This window comes from Microbacterium sp. YJN-G (genome assembly GCF_015040615.1).
GTDB lineage: Bacteria > Actinomycetota > Actinomycetes > Actinomycetales > Microbacteriaceae > Microbacterium.
The window spans coordinates 2,698,041-2,717,625 of the sequence record NZ_CP060402.1; the positions used below are offsets into that span (position 1 = coordinate 2,698,041).

Sequence of the window (19,585 nt, forward strand, 5' to 3'; positions counted from 1 at the left end):
GGTCCAGGTCATGAATCGAAGTCGATGCCGACCTTCTCGAGCAGGCGCAGCAGCACGCCCGGCCGACCCTGGTTCTCGTCGGCCTTCGCGACAGCGCGACGCACGAGCTGGATCAGCGGGTTGGAGAGCGGCTCGGGCGGCACGGGGAACGGGCGGCCGGTGGTGAGCTTGAGCCCGGTACGCCGCGTGCGCCGGCCGTCGAGCAGGTCGAGCATCGCCGCCGCGCCGAAGCGCGTGGCGGCGACGCCGAGCCCCGTGTAGCCCACGCTGTATGCGACGGCCCCGCCGAGCGCGGTGCCCTGGGTGGCGACCAGGCGGGTCGACATGTCGATCATGCCGCCCCACTTGTGGGTGAACCGCACGTCCTTCAGCTCGGGGAACGTGCTGAAGAAATGGTCTGCCAGCCGTTCGAAGGTCTCCTCGCGCTGATCGTGTCGGTCGAGGATGCGTCCGCCACGGTGGTACACCGCGTCGAAGCCGCCCCACAGGATGCGATCGTCGGCGGTCTTGCGCGCGTAGTGGAACTGTCTCCCGCTGTCGGTGAGACCGTGCCGGCCCACCCATCCGATCGCCTCGAGCTGCGCGGGGGTGAGCGGCTCGGTCATGAGCGCGTAGTCGTACACCGGGATGGTCCACGCCCGCAGGCGCCGCAGCGGCGAGGGGAACCCGTTGGTCGCGAGTGCCACCCGCTGCGCCGTGATCGTGCCGCCGCGCGTGCGCACGGCGACCGCGCCCGCGGTTCTGCGCATGCCGAGCGCCGGGGTGTCCTCGTGGATGCGCACGCCCAGCTGCACGCACACCCGGCGCAGTTCGCCCACCAGCCGTGCCGGGTGCACCAGCGCGTAGCCGTCGGACTTGAACAGGCCCGCCCGGTGCAGCGGCGAGCGCACGAGCTCGCTCAGTTCCGCAGTGCGCAGGAACCGGGCGTGCGGGCCGGATGCCGCGCGCAGCGCCTCGACCTGATGAGGCTCCGTCGCGACGGCGAGCACCCCGGCATCCTCGAACTCGACCTGCATGTCGTACCGGTCGAGCGTGTCGCGCAGTCCCGCGAAGTTCTCCTGCTCCTCCTGCCGGATGCGGTCCATCTCGCCCGCGAACCGGCGCCGGCCGTTCGCCCCGCCGTGGGTCAGAGTCGCCTCGCAGAACCCGCCGTTGCGGCTGCTGGCGGCCCAGCCGATGCGGCGCCCCTCGATGAGCACCACGTCGCGGTCGGGGTCGCGCTCCTTGGCCTGAAGAGCCGTCCACAGTCCGCAGTACCCGCCGCCGACGACCAGCAGGTCGGTGGCGATGTCGCCCTGCAGCGCGGGGGCCGCCTCACCGGCGGCCAGTGCGTCCGTCCAGTACGGAGCGGGCCGCGCGTCCGCCAGCGATGCGCGGATGAGCTCGTCGGAGTGCTGCCGCTCGGCGCCGTATGCCGGAGCACCCGGCCGCGGGCGGGCAGCCGCCAGCGTCACAGTCGCCCGTCGGCCACGTCGGCCGCCCGGTCTTCGGCGCTGCGCAGACCCGGGTCGCCGTAGCCGCCGCCTCCTGCGGTCTCGACGCGCACGACCGTACCGGCGTCGAGCGTGGTCGAGGCCTTCGACGGCGCCACGATCTCGCGCCCCGACGGGTCGACGAGCGTGATCGTCGTCGCCCGGCCGTCTGACCCGCCCGCCGCACCGCTCGGGCGGAAGTCCTCGTGGGTCTGCTCGGAGTAGAAGGTGACGCGCTGCGGGTGGTCGAGGATCATGTACTCGCGTCGCAGCCCGAGGCCGCCGTTGAACTGCCCCTCGCCCTGCGAGCCTGCGACGAACTCGGTCTTGAGCACGCGAATGGAGTAATTGGTCTCGACGACTTCGGCGGGCATGACGCCGACGTTGGACATGTAGGTGTCCACGCCGTCGATGCCGTCTCCGAACGGGGTCGCGCCGGTGCCGCCGCCCACCACGTCGGCCATCACCGCGGGTCGCCCCGTGAACGGGTCGGTGCTGCCGGCGTTGAAGCAGAAGAAGCTCACGGTGCTGCTGCCGACGGCCTTCTCGGGCCAGAGGTCGGACAGCGCGCGGATGAGGGTGTCGGCGAATCGCTGGCAGGTGTTGTGCCGAATCGACACGGCAGCCGGCGGCAGCGGGTTGAGCACGATGCCCTGCGGCGCCACGACGTCCAGCGCCCTCAGCAGCCCGTCGTTCGCGCCCAGCGCCGGGGCCACCACGGCGCGCACGCCGTAGACGATGCCGGCTCGGGTGCTGGCCCACGGGACGTTCATCGCCCCGGCCGTCTGCGGATCGCAGCCGGAGAGGTCGATGATCAGCCGGTCGCCTTCCTTGCGCACGGCCACGTGGATGCGGGTGGGGGCACCATCGCGGCCGTCGTCATCGAGGAAGCCCTCGGCCTGCCCCTCACCGTCGGGCAGGTTGCGCAACGCGGTGCGCACGCCCGACTCGACGGAGTCGAGCATCTGTGCCATCACGGTCTCGAGGGTCGGACGTCCGTAGCGTTCGGCGAGCTCGAGCACGCGGCGGATGCCGAGGTGGCAGGCCGCGCGCTGCGCGCGCAGGTCGCTGACCGTGCTGAGCGGGTCGCGGATGTTGTCGGACACGAGGGCGATGAGGTCCTCGTTCTCGACCCCGGCGATCGACAGCCGCACCGGCGGGAACACCAGCCCCTCGCCGAACAGGTCCTGCAGCTCGGGCCCCTCGCTGCCGGGGTTCACACCGCCGACGTCGATGTGGTGCGCCGCCGTGCCCGCCCAGGCGAGCAGGGTTCCGTCGAGGAAGACCGGGGCGATGATGTTGATGTCGGGCAGGTGCATCGCACCCAGATACGGGTGGTTGCAGATGTAGACATCACCCTCCTGGATGCGGTCTCCCCAGCGGTCCAGCACCGACTTCACCACCAGCGACATCGCCCCCAGCTGCGCCGGGATATAGTCGGCCTGGGCGACCAGATCACCGGATGCCGTGAAGAGCGCGCACGAGAAATCGTCCATGTCGCGGATGATGGGGCTGTAGCTGGAGCGCTTGAGTACGCTGCCCATCTCCTCGGCGGCCGACTGCAGGCCGGCCGCGGCGACCTCGAAGGTCACCGGGTCGATCTGCCGGGGTGCGAGCGTCTGTGCGTTCTGCATGGTCATGCCTGGTCCTCCTGAGTGATGATGAGGTCGCCCTGCGCGGCGACGGTGACGGTCTGCCCCGCCAGCACGAAGGTGGTCGAGTCCATCTGCTGCACGATGGCCGGTCCGGTGAAGACGTCGCCGGCCGCCAGCAGGGCACGGTCGTAGACGTCGACTTCGGTCGACCCCGCGCCGGGGATGAGCACCGTGCGGCGGGCGATGAGGGCCGCATCGTTCTGCTCCTGTGGCACGTCGGCACCGGAGGCCGGACGGGCGAGCGCGCCGGTCACGGCGATGCGCACGGTGACGAGCTCGACGTCCTCGCCACGGTTGGCGTGACCGTACAGCTCGGCGTGCGCGTCGTGGAACAGCTCCGCCGCACGCAGCAGCCCGTCCTCGCCGTGACCGGGGAGCGGGATGGTCAGCTCGTAGCCCTGTCCGCGATAGCGGCAGTCGACCGAGGCGAGCACGGCGATGTCGGCTGCGGCGACGCCGTCGGCGATCAGCCGCTGTCGTCCGGACTCGGCGGCCGATGCGTACCACTGTGCGATCTCGGCGATCGCCGAGGGGTCGAAGGTCTTCAGCACGGTGCGGGAGTCGTCGAAGCGCACACCGGCGACGAGCAGTCCGTCAGCCGAGAAGAGACCCGGCTGACGGGGCACGATCACCGATCGCAGTCCGAGATGCTGCAGCAGCAGCCCGGCGTGCAAGGGGCCCGCACCGCCGAAGGGCACGAGTGAGAACTCCTTCGGGTCGAGGCCCCGTTCGATACTCACCTTGCGCACGGCCTGCACCATGTGCGCGAGTCCGATCGCGAGGATCGCCTCGGCGGCCTCCTCGGGCGTCAGGGCGAGACGCTCGCCCACCGCGCGCATGGACTCGATCGCGGCCTCGCGGTCGAGGGTGAGACCGCCCGCAAGATCGCCGCCGCCGAGGGTGCCGAGTACCACGTGCGCGTCGGTGATCGTCGGCTCGGTTCCGCCGCGGCCGTAGCTGGCGGGTCCGGGCAGGGCCCGAGCGGACTGCGGGCCGACGCGCAGCCGATCGGTCTGGTCGACCCAGCCGATGCTGCCGCCGCCCGCGCCGATGGTGTGGATGTCGACTGTCGGCGCCAGCAGGGTGTGCCCGTGCACGTGCTGCTCGCGTGCGAACGGCGCCCTGCCCTCGCGCACGAGGCACACGTCGGTCGATGTGCCGCCCATGTCGAGGCTGATGAGGTTGCTGATGCCGTGCACCGCGGCGAGGTCGAGCAGGCCGGCCACCCCGCCCGCCGGGCCGGACAGCACCAGTTGGTGCGACTGCGGCTCGGCGCGGGTGGCGGGCACGCTGCCGCCGTTGGACTGCATCACGAGGAACGGCGCGCGCAGGCCCGCTTCGCCGACCGCCGCCTCGGCGCGCTCGAGGTAGCTGCCGACGACCGGGCGGAGCGCGGCGTTGATGACGGTGGTCGCCGTGCGCGGGTACTCGCGGAACTCGCGGGCCACGTCGCTCGAGAGCGAGACCGGCGTTCCGGGCAGCGCCCTCGTGAGCGCTTCGCCGATGCGACGCTCGTGTTCATCGTTGAGGTAGCTGAACAGCAGGCTCACTGCCACGGCGGAGGGTGCCGCGGCGACGACCTCGGCGACCACCCGGTCGATCTCGGCGTCGGTGAGCTCGGTCAGCACCTGCCCCCGGCTGTCGATCCGCTCGCGGACCTCGACACGCGCGCGCCGCGGCACGAGTTCCTTGGGCCGTTCCGGGGTGAGGCTGTACACATCGGGCCGGCTGCTCTGCCGGTAGCCCATGACATCGCGGAAGCCCTCGGTGGCGACCAGCGCGACCGGCGCGAGCTCATCGGTCAGGATCGCGTTCGTGGCAACGGTAGTGCCATGGCACAGCAGACTCACCTGATCGAGGGGCAGACCCTCGACGGCGAGCGCGAGGATCGCATTGCTGAGCCCCTGGGAGGGGTCGTGGGGGGTGGATGCCACCTTGGCCACCGCGACCTCGCCGTTCGCCGAACGCGCTATCGCATCGGTGAACGTTCCTCCTGCATCGATGCTGACCGTCCAGTTCGCAGCGTTCACGTCTTCGCCTTCCGTCATCGGGCTCCATTGCGCGGCCGGGTTGACTGCGTGAGAGCAAGCAAAGCCGCAGTGAACGGGATTCTCATGCGTCATTCGACGTATCATCGACCTTCATGACGACGACTTCTCCGCGGGTGCAGGAGTTCCGAGTGCGACTCTCGGGTCTGGATCCCGATGACCGATGCGACCCCGAGCTCGCCGGGCTGGCTCGCGGGTTCGTCGTCGCGGGCCGTGAGAGTGCCCGCTTCCTGTGGCACGCCGAGGACGGCTGGCGCGCTGTCGCGATGAGCCGCGAGGCTGACGATGACGAGGCCGCCTCCGCCCTGGTCACCGTGTCACCCGCGACACTGCCGCGCGGCATCACGACTCGTGAGGCGCAGGTGCTCACGCTGGTGGCGCTCGGCTTGACCAACGGTGAGATCGCGGGCCGGCTCGGCACGCGCCCGCGCACCGTGTCGACCCAGGTCGAACGCCTGCTCGGCAAGCTGGACCAGGGCAGCCGCGCGGGTCTCGCCGCGGTGGCCGTCGACGCCTCGCTGATCGTGCTCCCCCTTCCTGGCGGCCCGGTCGACTCGGTGTCGATCGCGCAGGCCGAGATCCACCACGCGGCCGTGACCCTGTCGGGGCGGGTCGCCCCGCGCAGCGAGGATGCCGTCGGGTTCACCCGGCGCCGATCGATCAGGCTCGGTACGCTCGCACCGCTCATCGGCGCCGCTGCCTCGGACGGCCTGGAGCTCGTGCGCGGTGCGTCGATCGCGGTCCGCGAGGTCAACGCGCGGGGCGGGATCGACGGACGCGAGATCGAGCACCTCATCGAGGAGGTCGACCTGTTCGACGGCAGCACCGTGACGACGGCGATCGAACGACTCACCGCAGCGGGCGTCGACGCGGTGCACACGAACTACGTCACCGCAGAGCATCCGGCGGCGCTCGCGCTGCTCGCCGACTACGGCCGACCCTTCCTGCACACCGCGACGCTCGAGTCGCAGGTCGCCCTCGTGCGTGACGACCCGGCCCGCTACGGGATGATGTTCCAGACCTGCCCCTCGGAGGAGTACTACCGGCTGGGGTTCGCCACGTTCCTGCGGGAACTCGTGCGAGAAGGGCACTGGAGTCCTGCCGGTCGCTCGGTGGTCGCGCTCGAGGCGGACAGCGCGACCAGCCGCGTCGCGGACGACACGCTGCGCGATCTGCTCTCGGACGCGGGCTGGCAGCTCGAGCACACCATCCGCACGCCTCTGCACGCTCCGAAGTGGGCCCGGATCGCCGCCGAGATCGAGAGCCGCGATCCGGACGTGCTGCTCATCTCGCACTTCCTGCCCGACGTGGCCGAACTGCAGCGACTGCTCGCCGCGCACGGATTTCGCGGCCTGGTCTACTACGTCTACGCCGCCTCGATCCCGCGTTTCCAGACTGTCGCCGGCGCGTCGTCCGAGGGCATCGTCTGGTCGACCGTGACCGGCCGGTACGACGACGCGATGGGCGAGCGGTTCCAGCGCCGTTTCGCCCTGCGCTACGGCGACCCGCCGGGCTGGTCGCAGGCGAGCGCCGCGTACGACCAGGTGATGCTGCTCGCGGGCGCGTGGGCGGGTGTCCGCTCGGCCGATCCCATGCGCACGATCGAGCACCTGCGCACCACGATCAGCCGCGGCTTGAACGGGGTGTACTTCCTGGGCGGTCCTGGTCAGGCCGCGCTCTGCTACCCGTACGAGACCGAGGACTCCTCACTGGGCCAGGCGCTGCTGATCTACCAGGTGCAGAACGGCACGCCGATCGCGCTCTCGCCCGCGCCGAAGGGCGATCTGCGGCGATTCACACCACCGGCACGTCCGCGCGGCCGCTGACGGGCGGACGAGGATGCTCGAGATCTCCAGGGCCCGTCGGCATCCGTCGGATGACGTATGCACAACCACCGAAGCACATCGCATAATCGTGGAACCCGAGCCGAAGACGGACCGGAACGAGCAGCGTCGCCGCACCCCAGCCCCGACCCCTTTCGCGACCACGACCGCGATGCCGCCTCGATCGAGCCCCCTCCGGCCCCGGACGGTGCGTGCGCAGGGGACCCTCCCGGCACGGCCGAGCATCCGATCCCGAGCCGATGGAGACTCCCCATGACGATCTCAGACGTACCCGCTCCCCCGCTTCGCCGCATCCTGGGCCTGGGCGCGACGGTGACCTTCGGTCTCGCGTACATGATCCCCCTGACGGTGTTCACCACCCTGGGGATCGCGAACGTGATGACCCGCGGCAACCTCGTCGCCGCCTATGCGATCACTCTCGTCGCGATGCTGTTCACCGCGTTCAGCTACGCGACCATGGTGCGGCGCTTTCCCGTCGCGGGCTCCGCGTACGCCTTCTCGCGCCGGGCGTTCGGTCCTCACGTCGGCCTGCTGGCCGGCTGGGCCCTGATGCTGGACTACCTGCTGCTGCCGATGGTCACCTACCTCGTGATCGGCATCTATCTGAACGCCGCGTTCCCCGCCATCCCGATGTGGGTCTTCTTCCTGGCGGCGCTGGTGCTGGTCACGGTGCTGAACGTCATCGGCATCCGGCTGCTCTCCCGGGTCAACATCGCCCTGCTGGCCGTGCAGTTCGTGTTCATCGCGGTGTTCATCGTCATGGCCGCGAGCGGCCTGAGCGGCGCGGCGATCCCGAGCTTCACCGAGGTCTTCCTCAACGACCAGGCGAACCTGTCGCTGATCCTCTCGGGCAGCGCCCTGCTGTGCTTCTCGTTCCTGGGCTTCGACGCGGTCTCCACCCTGTCCGAGGAGACCCGCGCCCCGGAGCGCACGATCCCCCGCGCCATCCTCATCGTGACGCTCGGCGGCGGCGTGCTGTTCATGCTGCTCTCTGCGGTGTCCAACTTCGTGATGCCCGACTTCGAGAGCTACACCTCGGCGGATGCGGCGTCCCTCGATGTCATGCAGGCCGCGGGCGGCGCGTTCCTCAGCGCCTTCTTCACCGCCGCCTACGTCGCGGGCTGCTTCGCGTCGGTGCTCGCATCCCAGGCGACCGTGGCGCGCATCCTCTACGCGATGGGCCGCGACCGCCTGCTGCCCAGCGCCGTGTTCGCCTTCGTGCACCCGCGGTTCCGCACCCCCACCGGCGCCGTGCTGGTCGTGGCGGTGATCTCATTGGCGGGACTGGCTCTCGATCTGATGACCCTGTCCAGCCTGATCAGCTTCGGCGCGCTCGTGGCGTTCAGCGTCGTCAACCTCTCCGTCATCAAGCACTTCCTCATCGATCGCCGTGAGCGCGGTGCCCGCGCGATCCTGCTCCACGGCGTGCTGCCGGGCGTCGGCTTCCTGCTCACCGCCTGGCTGTGGACAAGCCTCAGCGGAACGGCGCTCGTCGTCGGCCTCGTGTGGGCGGCCCTCGGCGTCTGCTACCTGCTCGTCATCACGCGCTTCTTCCGCAAGGCGCCGCCCGAGCTCGACATGCGCGAGACGGACTCGCTCGAGATGATCGCCGGATAGCGCACCGAGCGGATCGCCCCGCCTGCTCCGGCAGGCGGGGCGATCATGTCCTCGTTGACGCGACATCGGCTCGCGGATATGATCAAATATCATAACGGGTGTGCGACTTCACGATGAGCGAGCAGTGGGACTACGAGGCCGAGATCGCGATCGTGATCGGCAAGGCCGGCAAGGACATCTCGCGCGCGGATGCCATGGACCACATCTTCGGATACACCCTGGCCAACGACGTCTCGGTGCGCGATGTGCAGCGGGCGCACGGCGGCCAGTGGTTCAAGGGCAAGAGCATCGACCGCACCATGCCCCTCGGGCCGTGGATCACGACCCGCGACGAGATCGACGATCTTGAGGGGGTGCGCATCCAGTGCGAGCTGAACGGCGAGGTGCTGCAGGATGCCGTGGTCGGCCAGATGGCCTTCGACATCCCGCAGCTCATCGAGGAGCTCAGCCGCGGCATGACCCTCGACGCCGGCGATGTGATCCTCACCGGAACCCCGAGCGGCATCGGCAATGCACGCGAGCCCAAGGTGTTCCTGCGCTCCGGCGACACGCTGACCACGCGCGCCACGGGGCTGGGGTCGCTGACGAACCGCATACGCTAGGGACGATCATGTTGCGTGCATCGGGAGGAGCCCACGCGCGGATGGAGAAGTACCGCACTGCGCCGCCGCGGTCGAGCGTCGATTTCGTCGCCACCGAGCTCTACATGCACATCCTCGAGGGACGCTACGCCCCGGGCACGTTCATCCGTCTCAACGACGTCGCGACCGAGCTGGGCGTGTCGATGATGCCGGTTCGCGAGGCCATTCGCGAACTGGCATCACTCGGCATCGTCGAGATGCTGCCCAACCGCGGCGCGCAGGTGCGCGAGCTGAGCATCGAGGACCTCGTCGAGACCTACTGCAGCAGGCTGCACCTGGAGACGCTGACGCTCAGGCTGGGTGCGCCGAAGTTCACGCCCGAGCAGGCCGCCGCCGCGCGCGAGGCGAACGCCGAACGCATCGCCGCGGTCGAGAAGGGCGACTCGTACGCGATGATCACCGCGCACGAGCGCTTCCACTTCCTGCTCTACGAGGCGTGCGAGAACTCCTGGCTGGTGCGCGCGCTCATCCCGGGCTGGCGCAACACCGCGCGCTATCGCGACCTGTCCTTCCTCAGCTCGCAGGTGCGGCGCGAGCACGACGCGCAGCACGCCGAGATGATCGAGGCGATGGCCGCGCACGACGGCGAGCGCGCGGTGACCGTGCTCTACCGGCACCTCACCACCGCGGCCGAGGAGGTCGCACAGGAGATCGCCGGCGTCTCGGTGCTCGATCGTCTGCCGCAGCTCGAGGAGCTGCTCGGCTAGCACCGGCGAGCACGCCGTCGACGAATCGCACGAGCTCGTCGCCGGCATCCGCCAGCTCCCTGCCGTTGACGATCTCGAGGTCGACCGGGAAGCCGGGGGCAGGGTCGGCACGGTGCAGGCGCGCGAGCGCGGCATCCGACCCCTCCCTGCCCCGGGAGAGGATGCGCTCGCGCCGCATCTGCTCGGACACGGTTACCCGCACGACGCGCACGACGGGGAACGCGCCCGCGAGGTCGTCGAGCACGTTGACGACAGCCACCGCTCCCTCCTGCACCGCGGCGGCGACCTGCACGGGAACGCCGTAGCTGAGCCCGTGCGCCTCCCAGCGCATCGCGAAGGCGCGTGATCGGCGAGCGCCGCGAACTCATCCTCCGAGACGGGGCGGTGATCCTCCCCCGCCCCCGCGGGCCGGGTGATCACCCGCTGCGGGAACAGCAGGCGGTCGTCCTCGGCGAAGTGCGCGCGGGCGCACTCGATCACGGCATCCTTCCCCGCACCGCTGGGGCCGACGACGGCGACAAGCGCACCGGTCATGCCACCCGCACACCCTCGCGCCACACGCCGCGCACGACCGGCACGGGGGCACCCGACGGGTGGTGAGCGGCGGCATCCATCTGGTGCGCACGCACCCGCACCAGATCGGCGCGCAGGCCCTTCTCGATCACACCGCGGTCGTCGAGCCCCACGGCGCGGGCGGCGTTGGCGCTGACCAGCGCCGAGCCCTGCGGCAGCGTCACGTCGCCGCGGGCGAAGAGCGCGAACACGGCCTGCGGCGGGCTGGCGGGCACATAGTCGCTGGAGAGGATGTCGAGCAGCCCGTGCCGCAGCAGCTCGGGTCGCGCGGCGTACCAGGCCAGGAGGGCGAGGAGCCGCGATGTGGACAGGATCGTCTGACGCACCGCCCACCGCGCGCATCGCCATGCTCGCACCGTCGCTGCAGCCCAGCGAGCGCCGCGTCGCCGAGGCGATAGCCGCCGACGTCGAGGCGGCGATCGAGCGCACCGCTCAGGAGGTGGCGCGCGTGGTGGGCGTGGGACGGGCCAGTGTGGTCCGCACGGCGCAGTCGCTCGATTACGAGGGCTACCCGCAGCTGCGTGTCGCCCTCGCCCGCGAGGTGGCGCTGAACTCGTCGACCGCCGACGACGAGGTGGACGGCTCGATGCTCGGGATGCTGCGCGGCGCGGTCGACCGGTTCGCGGGGCGCCTGAGCCACACGGTGTCGGCGCTGACCGAAGAGAACCTGCAGGACTTCGTGCGGGTGCTCGACGAGTCGGAGCGAGTGCTCGTCGCCGCGAACGGGCTGTCCGCGCCGCTCGGGCTCGACCTGGCGATGCGCCTGTGTCTGTGGGCCGCCCGGTGGAGCACCTGCCCGACACGCTCGCGCAGCAGATCGCCGCCGGCAGGCTCGGCGCCGGTTCGGCCTGCCTGGTCGTCTCGGGCTCGGGAGCGAGCCGGGCGTCGATCGAGGTGATCACTGCGGCGCGCGACAGCGGAGCGACCGTGCTGCTGATCACGTCCTTCCCGCACTCCCCCGCCGCGCGCCTGGCCGACATCTCGCTCGTGGTGGCGCCGATCAGCGATTCGTTCAGCGACGAGCTCGTGCACACCTCGCGCGCCGCGCTGATGCTCGTCGTCGAGACGGTGGTCTCGCTGCTCGCGGCACGGCGAGGGGCGAGCGCCCGCGAGGCGCAGGCGGCGTCGCTCTCGGCGATCAGCCGGTCGCTCTCGGAGTGAGGGGGCGACCGGGCCGGGCCCGGCTTCCCCGGATCCCGCTTCGTGGCGCCCGGCTTCGCCAGGCCGAAGGTCCCACTCGCGGCGGTGTCGTGCGCGTTGACTGGTCATTGCAGGCGACCAGTCGACGAAAGGCGGTGCCGCACATGATGTGGGATTACGGATATTCGCGGTGGATGTGGATTCCGGGGCTGCTGCTGACGATTCTCATCATCGCCGGGATCGTGCTGCTCATCATCCTGCTGGTGCGCTCGACCGGGTCGTCCGGCCGGGTCGGCGGGGGCGGCGGTGCGGGCTTCGGGGGTGCCGTGGGAGGGGGTACTGACGAGGCACGACGCATCCTCGAGACGCGGCTCGCGCGGGGCGAGATCACGCCGCAGGAGTTCCGCGACCTGCTCGCCGCCCTGCTGGAAGGGCGCGGCGGAGCCGGATGATCCGCGCCTGTCCTCCGCCGCGTCCGCGGCGGAGGATCCGCCGTGCGTGACCCGGTCGTCCCTCAGCACTCTGGTCGGGTTCTCATGCGGCGACGCTAGAGTCTGTGGGTGATCGCGCCTGTGTCCGCGCGGCGAGGAGGACCCATGGAGAGTGCCGGAGCCGGGCATCCGGCAGCGCTGCTCGACGGCCGGTATGCGCTGGGCGAGTGCATCGGCGAGGGCGGCATGGCACGCGTCTATCGCGCGGAGGATGCGTTCCTCGGCAGGACCGTGGCCATCAAGCTCATCCGCCCCGGCATCGACGGAGCCTCGTCCGAGCGCGCCCACAGCGAGATGAGGGTGCTCGCCTCGCTCAACCATCCGTCGCTGGTCACCCTCTTCGACGCGCACCTCGTTCCCGGCCAGCCCGAGTACCTCGTGATGGAGCTCGTCGAGGGCCCCTCGCTGGCGGACCGGCTGGCTTCGGGTGGGGCTCTCACCTCCGAAGAGGCGGCGCAGCTCGGGGCCGAGCTCGCCGAGGCGCTGCACGTCGTGCACACCGCCGGGGTCGTGCACCGCGACATCAAGCCGTCCAACGTGCTGCTGAGCCCGGCGGAAGGCCGCGCGCCCCGATGATGGCGAGCGCTCCCGCCACGATGAAGTTTGCGATCTGCAGCCAGCCGAGGTCGCCGAGCGACAGCATGCTGAGGGGATGACGGCTGAGGTCGAAGCCGGGGCGCGTGAACGCCTGGATGAGCGAGACGGCGGCCCAGAGCGGACCCGTGACGGCGAGCGCGCCCAGCAGGGCACGGGACTTCGCAGCGGTGCGGATGCCGGGCTTCGCCTCGGCGGCGGGCAGTGCGGACATGATGAGGACCCTTCGTCGGTTTCCGATCGCCCGCGCTCGAGGCGCGGGCGGAGGCGAGCGGCGGGTGTGCCGCTCACCGACGGATGCTGGTCGCGATCCGTCGCGGTAACGCTCTCGCGCGACGCGAGGGTGCTCCAGAGTTTCGACGGAGATCGAAAGATGTCACTTCGATCATCGCCCGTGCCGCCATCAACGTCGGACGCCTGCCGTAGCGTGCCCGCATGACGAACACAGAAATCCTTGTCGAAGGCGAGCCCGTCCATCTGCTGCTCGACGCTTTGCAGGCGTTGCGAGAAACTGAGAGCGACGTGGAGGGCATGGTTCAGTTCGAGGGACAGCTGTCCGGCGATTCCGGCGCCGCTCTCGCCCACGCGCTCGGCCGGATCAAGGCCGAGCTTCAGGCTGCCGACATGCGAAGTTTCCTGCCTGGTGGATCCCGGACGACGCGAACAGATGGGCAGCGCGGCGCCGACGCTCTGATCCTGCTGATCGAACGGCTCGGGAACGCACTGGACCCTCGACCTTCCCACGCCTGAAGAAGGGACGGCTGGCTCGCGTCGCTCTGTGTCAGGTCCGGGCGGCGAGCACCTCCTCGTACCCCTCGCGGAACGTCGGGTATCTCAACGAGCCGGCGAACTCGAGCAGCAGACGTCCCTCGAGCACGGTGCCACCGCCCGATTCCGGCACTGCACGAGGAGGCGGGTCAACGCCGAGGCGGTCAGCGATGAACGTCACGACCTCGCCCAGGCGGGCGGGCCGCTGATCGACCGCGTGCAGCAGCGCGGGCGCCGACCCGGCGCGCAGCACGGCGTGCAGTGCGCCGATGAGGTCGGTTTCGTGGATGCGGTTCGTGCGCCGCGAGTGGTCGACCGGGGTGTGCTCGCGCACGCGGCGGATGAGCGAGCCGCGGCCCGGGCCGTAGATACCGGCGGGCCGGACGATGCTGGCGCCGAACAGTCCGACCGCGAGCTCCTCACCCGCCAGGAGCGCACACGCGCGCGGGCTCACGGGGGCCGGGGCGTCCGTCTCGCTGAGCGCGGCGTCGCCGGCGCGTCCCTCGAACACGCGTGTCGACGAGACGAACACGACCCGTTCGGGGCGTGCGGGCAGCGCGGCGGCGAGATGGGTCAGCGCGGCGGTGTAGATGTCGCGGCCGTCGCGCGATTCGGCATCCGGCGGCAGCGTGATCACGACCGAGTCGCAGGCGGGCAGCTCGCGGGTGCCGGCGACGCGCAGGTCGTCGGTGATCGCCGTGAATCCGGCGGGAAGCGCTGCGGCGCTTCGGCGGATCGCGATGACCTCGCTGCCGTCGGCGAGCAGCCGCTGCCCCAGGCCCATCCCGAGTCTTCCGCAGCCGACGAGCAGGGTGCGCCCGGGCACCCGTCGATCGCGGCTCCGGTCGTGCGGTGTGCTCACGTGTGCTCCTTAACCTGCGGTTCTCGAATCCTCTCATTCACGCGAGTTCACTTCTCGCGGCAGGCGCCCGCGTCGTCATTCGATCGATGGCCGTGCGTCGTCATCGGTCCGCTCCGATAGGCCTGTCGCCGGGGCATCGGCGCGGATATGCTCGCGGCATCGGTAGCGCATCCCGTCGAACCGGTCGCGCATCGCGCCCTTTCCAGGCGGCCGATCCGTCGATCGATCCGGTCGACGGCGAACTCCTCACAATGAAGTGGAGACAAAGATGAACTGTCGCAGGACGATCGGTGCTCTCTCGGCGGGCGCGCTCGCCGTAGGGCTCATGGGGCTCGCCGCGCCGCCGGCGCTGGCATCCGGGCCGGAGACGACGTATCTCGTACTCGCGCCGCAGGGCGCCAGCACCCAGGCCGCCGCTCAGCGCGTCGCCTCCGCGGGTGGCGACGTGGTCGCCGCCTATGACCAGATCGGCGTGCTCGTCGCAGCGTCCGACAGGGCCGACTTCGAGTCACGTGTCGTCGGCGCCGGCGTGCAGTCCGTGGCCGCGACCACGGGACTCGGCACCACGCTCATCGATGACGCGGTGATCGAGACGGTCGACTCCGCCACGATCGATGCCACCGGGGACCCGGCCGGCGAGCCGCTCTGGAGCTACCAGTGGGACATGGAGCAGATCGACGTTCCCGCAGCCCACGCCGTGACGACGGGTGATTCCTCGGTCGTCGTCGGCGTGCTCGACTCGGGCATCGACGCGACCCACCCCGACCTCGCGACGCAGGTCGCGAAGGATCAGAGCGCTTCGTGCCTCGGCGGTGTCGCCGACACGAGCGAGGCCGCGTGGAGCCCGACGACGTCGTCGCACGGCACCCACGTCGCCGGCACGATCGCCGCGGCGATCAACGGCGTCGGCATCGCCGGTGTCGCGCCCGGCGCCAAGGTCGCGTCGGTGAAGGTCGTGAACGATGACGGCTTCATCTACCCCGAAGCCGCGATCTGCGGGTACCTCTGGGCCGCCGACCACGGGATGCCGATCACGAACAACAGTTACTTCATCGACCCGTGGGAGTTCAACTGCGTGAACGACCCGCGGCAGCGGCCGGTCTGGCTGGCCGTGCAGCGCGCGCTGCAGTATTCGTCCGCCAAGGGCACTCTGACGATCGCGTCGGCGGGCAACAGCAACGTCGACCTGCAGCACAAGTTCGTCGACTCGGGAAGCCCCAACGACGGCAGCTCCCCCGTCGAGGACCGCACGATCAACGGCGCCTGCCGTGATCTGCCGGCCGAGGCTCCCGGCGTCGTGACCGTCTCGGCGGTCGGTCCGACCGCGCAGAAGAGCTACTACTCCTCCTACGGTCAGGGCGTGGTGGACGTGACGGCTCCCGGCGGCGACACCCGTTTCCGCACCGGCGGCGCCACCTCGACCCTCACGGATGCCGTCCTCTCGACGGTGCCCGGCGGCTGGGGCTGGGCGCAGGGCACCTCGATGGCGGGCCCGCACGCGGCCGGCGTCGCCGCGCTCGCCCTGTCGGCGCACCCGGACATGAACCCGGGTCAGCTCGCCTCGTTCCTCGAGCGCACGGCGACGTCGATCCCCTGCCCCGACGGCGTCTACGAGCCGCGCCCCGGATGGCCGGCAACGTGCACCGGCGGTGAGCGCAACGGGTTCTACGGCGCGGGGAACGTCAACGCGTTCAACGTCGTGAAGTGACGGACTGACGCAGACGGGGGCCGGGCTGCGCGCCCGGCCCCCGTTTCGTTCGCCGTCGGGCCGGTAGCCGCTCAGGACTCGGTTCCGCGGGATCGACCCCTGAGCGCCTCCCCGCATTGCCGACACGAAACAGCGAAGATGCGACGCGAAATTCCCACTTAGATTCTCTAAATGGGAATCAGGATGGGTAAACTTGCGGTTATGATCAATGGTCCCGCCTCCTGGCCGCCCCACGACGTCGAGACCCTGCCATGGCGACAGCAGGTCCGCGGCGGCATCCGTGAGGACCGGATGATGCGCTCCGTCGACGCAACCATCCCACCGTTCATCCGCGAGCTCGACTACGTGCCGCCGCTTCCGGTGATGCTCGACACGGAGAAGGCGCTGCTCGCAGTCGCTCAGGCCGACACGGATGCCGAGGGTCGCTCTGCCGCCCTGAGCCGCTTCATGGTCCGCTCCGAGTCCACCGCGTCGTCCAAGATCGAGCGGATCAACGCGTCCGCCCGCGACTATGCCAGGGCCCTCGCAGGCAACAAGAGCAACCTGTCGGCCACCAGCATGGTCGCCGCCTCCGCAGCCCTCCACGAGCTGGTCACCACCGTCGGCGAGACCGGACACTTCGACCTCGACTCGCTCCTGAACGCGCACCGTGCGCTCATGGCCAATGACCCGATGGAAGCCGACTACGCCGGGCGGCTGCGCGACATGCAGAACTGGATCCGCGGCAGCGACCACTCCCCGCGCGGCGCCCTCCACGTCCCCCCTGCGCCCGAGCGAGTCGAAGAGCTCATGGACGATCTGATCGCCTATCTGAACCGGGACGACGTTCCCGTGATGACGCAGGCTGCGATCGGTCACGCCCAGTTCGAGTCCATCCATGCCTTCACCGACGGCAACGGCCGCATCGGCCGCGCCCTCGTCGCCGCCGTACTGCGTCGCCGGGGGGTTACACGCAACGCCGTCATTCCCCTCGCCAGCGGGCTGCTCGCCGAGCGCGACGCCTACTTCGCCGCGCTCGGCGTCTACCGCCAGGGCGACCCGGCCCCGCTCATCCGCCTGTTCGCCCGGTCCGCCCGCGCGGCCGCCGAATGCTCCCGTGACATCATCGCCCGCTTGAAGGCGATGCCCGAGGAGTGGGCAGTCGAGCTGAAGCCGCGCGCAGGATCCGCTGCGGCCGCCCTCATCCATGCGTTCTACGACCACCCCGTCATGCGAGCCGATGACATCGAAGCTGTCGCCGGTTCCACCACGGCCGGATACCGTGCGATCGACCAGCTCGTCAACGCCGGCTTCATCGAGGAGATCACCGGCCGCAAGAAGGATCGTGTCTGGGCGGCGTCCGAGGTGATGGCCGAGCTCGACGACCTCGACCGCCGGATCCAGGCAGCCATGAATGAGGTGAACCACAGCTGATGCTCGTCGAATGGATCTGGTAGAAGACGCCAGACGGCATCAGCCGATTACCGAGAACTACCGACGCAGAACGGCTGAACCCCCGAAAGCGTCGACCCAGCCGTCCCAGTCTTCGCCGACCTCTGCGTTACGGGCTTGCCCTCGCTGCCCGCGTATGTGCGGACCCCGCGATCACGCTGGACCCGGTTGCCTGAGTGAGCGTCGTGTCACCGAGGAACAGCGCGCGGACGTGTTCGGCGTCCACACCCGGGTCAACTGCCGTAACCGGCCCGCCAAGGGGACTACTCGGCTGTTCGCTTGTCCTTGTTCAAGCGTTACCCAACGAAAGCTTCTAACTCAGCACTCATCGACTGGCGGTTGCGTCCGCAAAGCAGGTGTAGTAGGCAAAATGACCGTCGACCATCGTCAAACTTACTGGACCACTTTCATCAGGTCGCGTCGGCACGAAAGGGAAGCATCCAGAGATCGTCGTTGCCAGCAACACTGCCCCAATCGCGAGCATGCTCGCTCTGCTTCTTCTCAACAACCGTCATACCTCCCTTCGTGAAGCTCTGCGTCGAATTCAAACCAGTTGGCGCAACGTAATCGCCGACAGCAACTTCTGACTTCGGTATCGCGACTTCACGATGAGTTCCTCAGCGACCAGCGTCAATGGTCACCTCCTATTTTGTGAGTCGGCAGATGGGTGGGATTGCGCACGGTTCAGACGTTCGGCCAGTCGCTGGTGAGGTATGCCTCCACAGCGCGATGCCGGAAGGAGTAGGGCTTGCCCCGGTCGATGATGCCGCGCACAGTGTCGAGGCGCTGCGCGGTGGGGCCGGCATCGGTGACCTTCTTGAAGCCCATCGCCTCAGCGATGCGTGTGAGCGTGCGCTCGGCGGCCGGCAGCTCCGCCATGGCTTGCAACAGCTGGCGCTCGCGAGCAGGGAGGCGCTCGAGGATGCGCTCGACGTGCGCGGTTGCCTCACGCTGGGCGCCACGCCAGCCCTGGCGCACCTGGTCCGCGCTGATGGTCTGCGAGGTCCCGGCGTACCAGGCCTGTTCGCCGGCGAGCTGGAACAGGAACGGCTCGCCGCGGCAGAGGTCGACGATCGCAGCTGCCGCATCGGGGTCCATGCGGACGTGCGTGGTGCCGCCGCCGTCCGGGACCTCCCAGCCCTCGAGGACGAACTCCTGAAGTGCCTCGGCGAGGTCCTCGTCGTCGATCGCAGAGAGTGTGGTGGTCTTGAATCGTCGGGCGAAGGTGGCGCCTTTGCGGGCGCCGGCCATGTCCTCGAAGTCGGGCAGACCCGTGAGGTAGACCGCGATGGGCAGCGAGCGGCTGACGCGGGCGCCGCCGGGCACGTTGACCTCGATCTCGTGCGTGAGGGCGTCGCCGAGGGCGATGAGCAGCTGCGAAAGCGCCTTCTCGTCGGTGATGTTCTGGATCTCGTCGATGTGGATGAGCGCCATGACCTGACCGCGAGAAACAGCAGCGACACCGACCTCGATCAGCAGCTCCGTGAGAGCGGAATACGGCTCAGGTCCGTCGACGCCGCGGAGGGTGAGCGAGATGCCGGAGGCAGCCACGGCCTGCACGCGGGAGATCGCGTCACCGATGCGCTTCTCGCGCGAGGCAGCAAGCCCTGCGGCATCGGCGAGCTTCAGTACGGCGTCTGCGACGAGCTTGAGCGGATCACTGCCGGCCGGGATGCGCAGCTGCGGGGTGACCCAGTCACCGGCGCGCGATGCCTCCTGCGCGATCCGTCGCACGAGAGTGGACTTGCCGAGCCCCGGCTCACCGAGGATCGTCCGGCCTCGCTCAGCGAGACCGGCAAGGCGGCGGGGGCGGACGACATCGCGCCAGTCGCTCAGCTGTTCAGTGCGTCCTGCCCAGACCTCCGGGATAGTGTCGGAGCCGGGGCTGAAAGGGTTGTCGAGAGCATCGCGCATGCCGATAACTTTATCAGTATGCAGCCCTCTCGATAAGGTTATCGAGCGAACAGGTGGCACTCGTCGGCACCCGCACGGCGAGGACGACACAACTGTGTCGATCGCCCAGGACAACCCGGG

General features: G+C 69.9%; 19 protein-coding genes. 11 read left to right on the top strand and 8 right to left on the bottom strand.

All coding sequences use genetic code 11. From position 1 onward, the window contains the following. Nucleotides 1-8: 8 nt before the first annotated feature. Genes H7694_RS13040 through H7694_RS13050 form a run of 3 tightly spaced genes read right to left on the bottom strand, consistent with a single transcriptional unit; the run spans nt 9 to nt 5,175 of the window. Nucleotides 9-1,454 carry an NAD(P)/FAD-dependent oxidoreductase gene (locus H7694_RS13040; protein ID WP_227468111.1) on the bottom strand — a complete coding sequence of 482 codons (1,446 nt, stop codon included), beginning with the start codon at nt 1,452-1,454 and terminating at the stop codon, nt 9-11. After that, a complete protein-coding gene (locus H7694_RS13045; RefSeq protein WP_193596905.1) occupies nt 1,451-3,112 on the bottom strand; it encodes a hydantoinase B/oxoprolinase family protein in 1,662 nt (553 codons plus the stop codon). Before H7694_RS13045 ends, H7694_RS13040 begins: the two co-directional genes overlap by 4 nt. Further along, nucleotides 3,109-5,175 (bottom strand): hydantoinase/oxoprolinase family protein, encoded by a 2,067-nt coding sequence (locus tag H7694_RS13050; protein WP_227468112.1) that lies wholly within the window; start codon nt 5,173-5,175, stop codon nt 3,109-3,111. The genes H7694_RS13045 and H7694_RS13050 overlap by 4 nt, the downstream gene beginning before the upstream one ends. Before the next feature lie 95 nt (nt 5,176-5,270). Between H7694_RS13050 and H7694_RS13055 the strand changes: the two genes are divergently transcribed. From H7694_RS13055 to H7694_RS13070, 4 genes are all read left to right on the top strand, one after another. Then, on the top strand, nt 5,271-7,001 hold the full coding sequence (locus tag H7694_RS13055; protein ID WP_193596907.1) for an ABC transporter substrate-binding protein: 1,731 nt from the start codon (nt 5,271-5,273) through the stop codon (nt 6,999-7,001). Nucleotides 7,002-7,271: 270 nt separating this feature from the next. After that, a complete protein-coding gene (locus tag H7694_RS13060; protein WP_193596908.1) occupies nt 7,272-8,636 on the top strand; it encodes an APC family permease in 1,365 nt (454 codons plus the stop codon). A 98-nt stretch (nt 8,637-8,734) separates the two neighbouring features. Further along, nucleotides 8,735-9,238, top strand: coding sequence for a fumarylacetoacetate hydrolase family protein (locus H7694_RS13065; RefSeq protein WP_227468113.1), 504 nt, complete (start codon nt 8,735-8,737; stop codon nt 9,236-9,238). A gap of 41 nt (nt 9,239-9,279) precedes the next feature. Continuing rightward, a complete protein-coding gene (locus tag H7694_RS13070; RefSeq protein WP_193596910.1) occupies nt 9,280-9,984 on the top strand; it encodes a GntR family transcriptional regulator in 705 nt (234 codons plus the stop codon). On the opposite strand, the gene H7694_RS13075 is transcribed toward H7694_RS13070, so the two are convergent. Together H7694_RS13075 and H7694_RS13080 are read right to left on the bottom strand one after the other, a co-directional pair. After that, entirely contained in the window at nt 9,896-10,315 is a 420-nt protein-coding gene (locus tag H7694_RS13075; protein WP_193596911.1) for a hypothetical protein, read from the bottom strand. The genes H7694_RS13070 and H7694_RS13075 overlap by 89 nt on opposite strands. A gap of 199 nt (nt 10,316-10,514) precedes the next feature. Further along, nucleotides 10,515-10,883, bottom strand: coding sequence for an amidohydrolase family protein (locus H7694_RS13080; RefSeq protein ID WP_227468114.1), 369 nt, complete (start codon nt 10,881-10,883; stop codon nt 10,515-10,517). Here H7694_RS13080 and H7694_RS13085 point away from each other — a divergent pair. The 4 genes from H7694_RS13085 to H7694_RS13095 all read left to right on the top strand — a co-directional run bounded on the left by H7694_RS13085 (nt 10,859) and on the right by H7694_RS13095 (nt 12,764). Next, the gene (locus H7694_RS13085) at nt 10,859-11,455 is read left to right on the top strand and encodes a MurR/RpiR family transcriptional regulator (protein WP_227468115.1); all 597 of its coding nucleotides are present in this window, start codon (nt 10,859-10,861) and stop codon (nt 11,453-11,455) included. The two genes, H7694_RS13080 and H7694_RS13085, sit on opposite strands and share 25 nt — an antisense overlap. Further along, the gene (locus H7694_RS17690; protein WP_227468116.1) at nt 11,341-11,718 is read left to right on the top strand and encodes a MurR/RpiR family transcriptional regulator; all 378 of its coding nucleotides are present in this window, start codon (nt 11,341-11,343) and stop codon (nt 11,716-11,718) included. Before H7694_RS13085 ends, H7694_RS17690 begins: the two co-directional genes overlap by 115 nt. Nucleotides 11,719-11,861: 143 nt before the next feature. Next, complete coding sequence (locus H7694_RS13090; RefSeq protein ID WP_193596913.1) at nt 11,862-12,149, top strand: SHOCT domain-containing protein; 288 nt, start codon at nt 11,862-11,864, stop codon at nt 12,147-12,149. A 144-nt stretch (nt 12,150-12,293) separates the two neighbouring features. Beyond that, the gene (locus H7694_RS13095; protein ID WP_227468117.1) at nt 12,294-12,764 is read left to right on the top strand and encodes a serine/threonine-protein kinase; all 471 of its coding nucleotides are present in this window, start codon (nt 12,294-12,296) and stop codon (nt 12,762-12,764) included. Here H7694_RS13095 and H7694_RS13100 read toward each other — a convergent pair. Then, complete coding sequence (locus H7694_RS13100) at nt 12,712-12,996, bottom strand: DUF998 domain-containing protein (protein ID WP_193596914.1); 285 nt, start codon at nt 12,994-12,996, stop codon at nt 12,712-12,714. The genes H7694_RS13095 and H7694_RS13100 overlap by 53 nt on opposite strands. A gap of 221 nt (nt 12,997-13,217) precedes the next feature. On the opposite strand from H7694_RS13100, the gene H7694_RS13105 reads away from it, so the two are divergent. After that, a complete protein-coding gene (locus H7694_RS13105) occupies nt 13,218-13,532 on the top strand; it encodes a DUF222 domain-containing protein (RefSeq protein WP_193596915.1) in 315 nt (104 codons plus the stop codon). 31 nt (nt 13,533-13,563) lie between these two features. Here the strand turns inward: H7694_RS13105 and H7694_RS13110 are convergent, their stop codons facing one another. Continuing rightward, the gene (locus tag H7694_RS13110) at nt 13,564-14,412 is read right to left on the bottom strand and encodes a sugar nucleotide-binding protein (protein WP_227468118.1); all 849 of its coding nucleotides are present in this window, start codon (nt 14,410-14,412) and stop codon (nt 13,564-13,566) included. A gap of 268 nt (nt 14,413-14,680) precedes the next feature. Here H7694_RS13110 and H7694_RS13115 point away from each other — a divergent pair, with 268 nt between their 5' ends. Both H7694_RS13115 and H7694_RS13120 read left to right on the top strand, forming a co-directional pair. Next, nucleotides 14,681-16,120, top strand: a complete 1,440-nt coding sequence (locus H7694_RS13115) for a S8 family peptidase (RefSeq protein WP_193596916.1) — start codon at nt 14,681-14,683, stop codon at nt 16,118-16,120. A gap of 201 nt (nt 16,121-16,321) precedes the next feature. Next, a complete protein-coding gene (locus tag H7694_RS13120) occupies nt 16,322-17,533 on the top strand; it encodes a Fic family protein (protein WP_227468119.1) in 1,212 nt (403 codons plus the stop codon). 702 nt (nt 17,534-18,235) lie between these two features. Here H7694_RS13120 and H7694_RS13125 read toward each other — a convergent pair. Next, nucleotides 18,236-19,465 carry an ATP-binding protein gene (locus tag H7694_RS13125; protein ID WP_193596917.1) on the bottom strand — a complete coding sequence of 410 codons (1,230 nt, stop codon included), beginning with the start codon at nt 19,463-19,465 and terminating at the stop codon, nt 18,236-18,238. Nucleotides 19,466-19,585 lie beyond the last annotated feature (120 nt).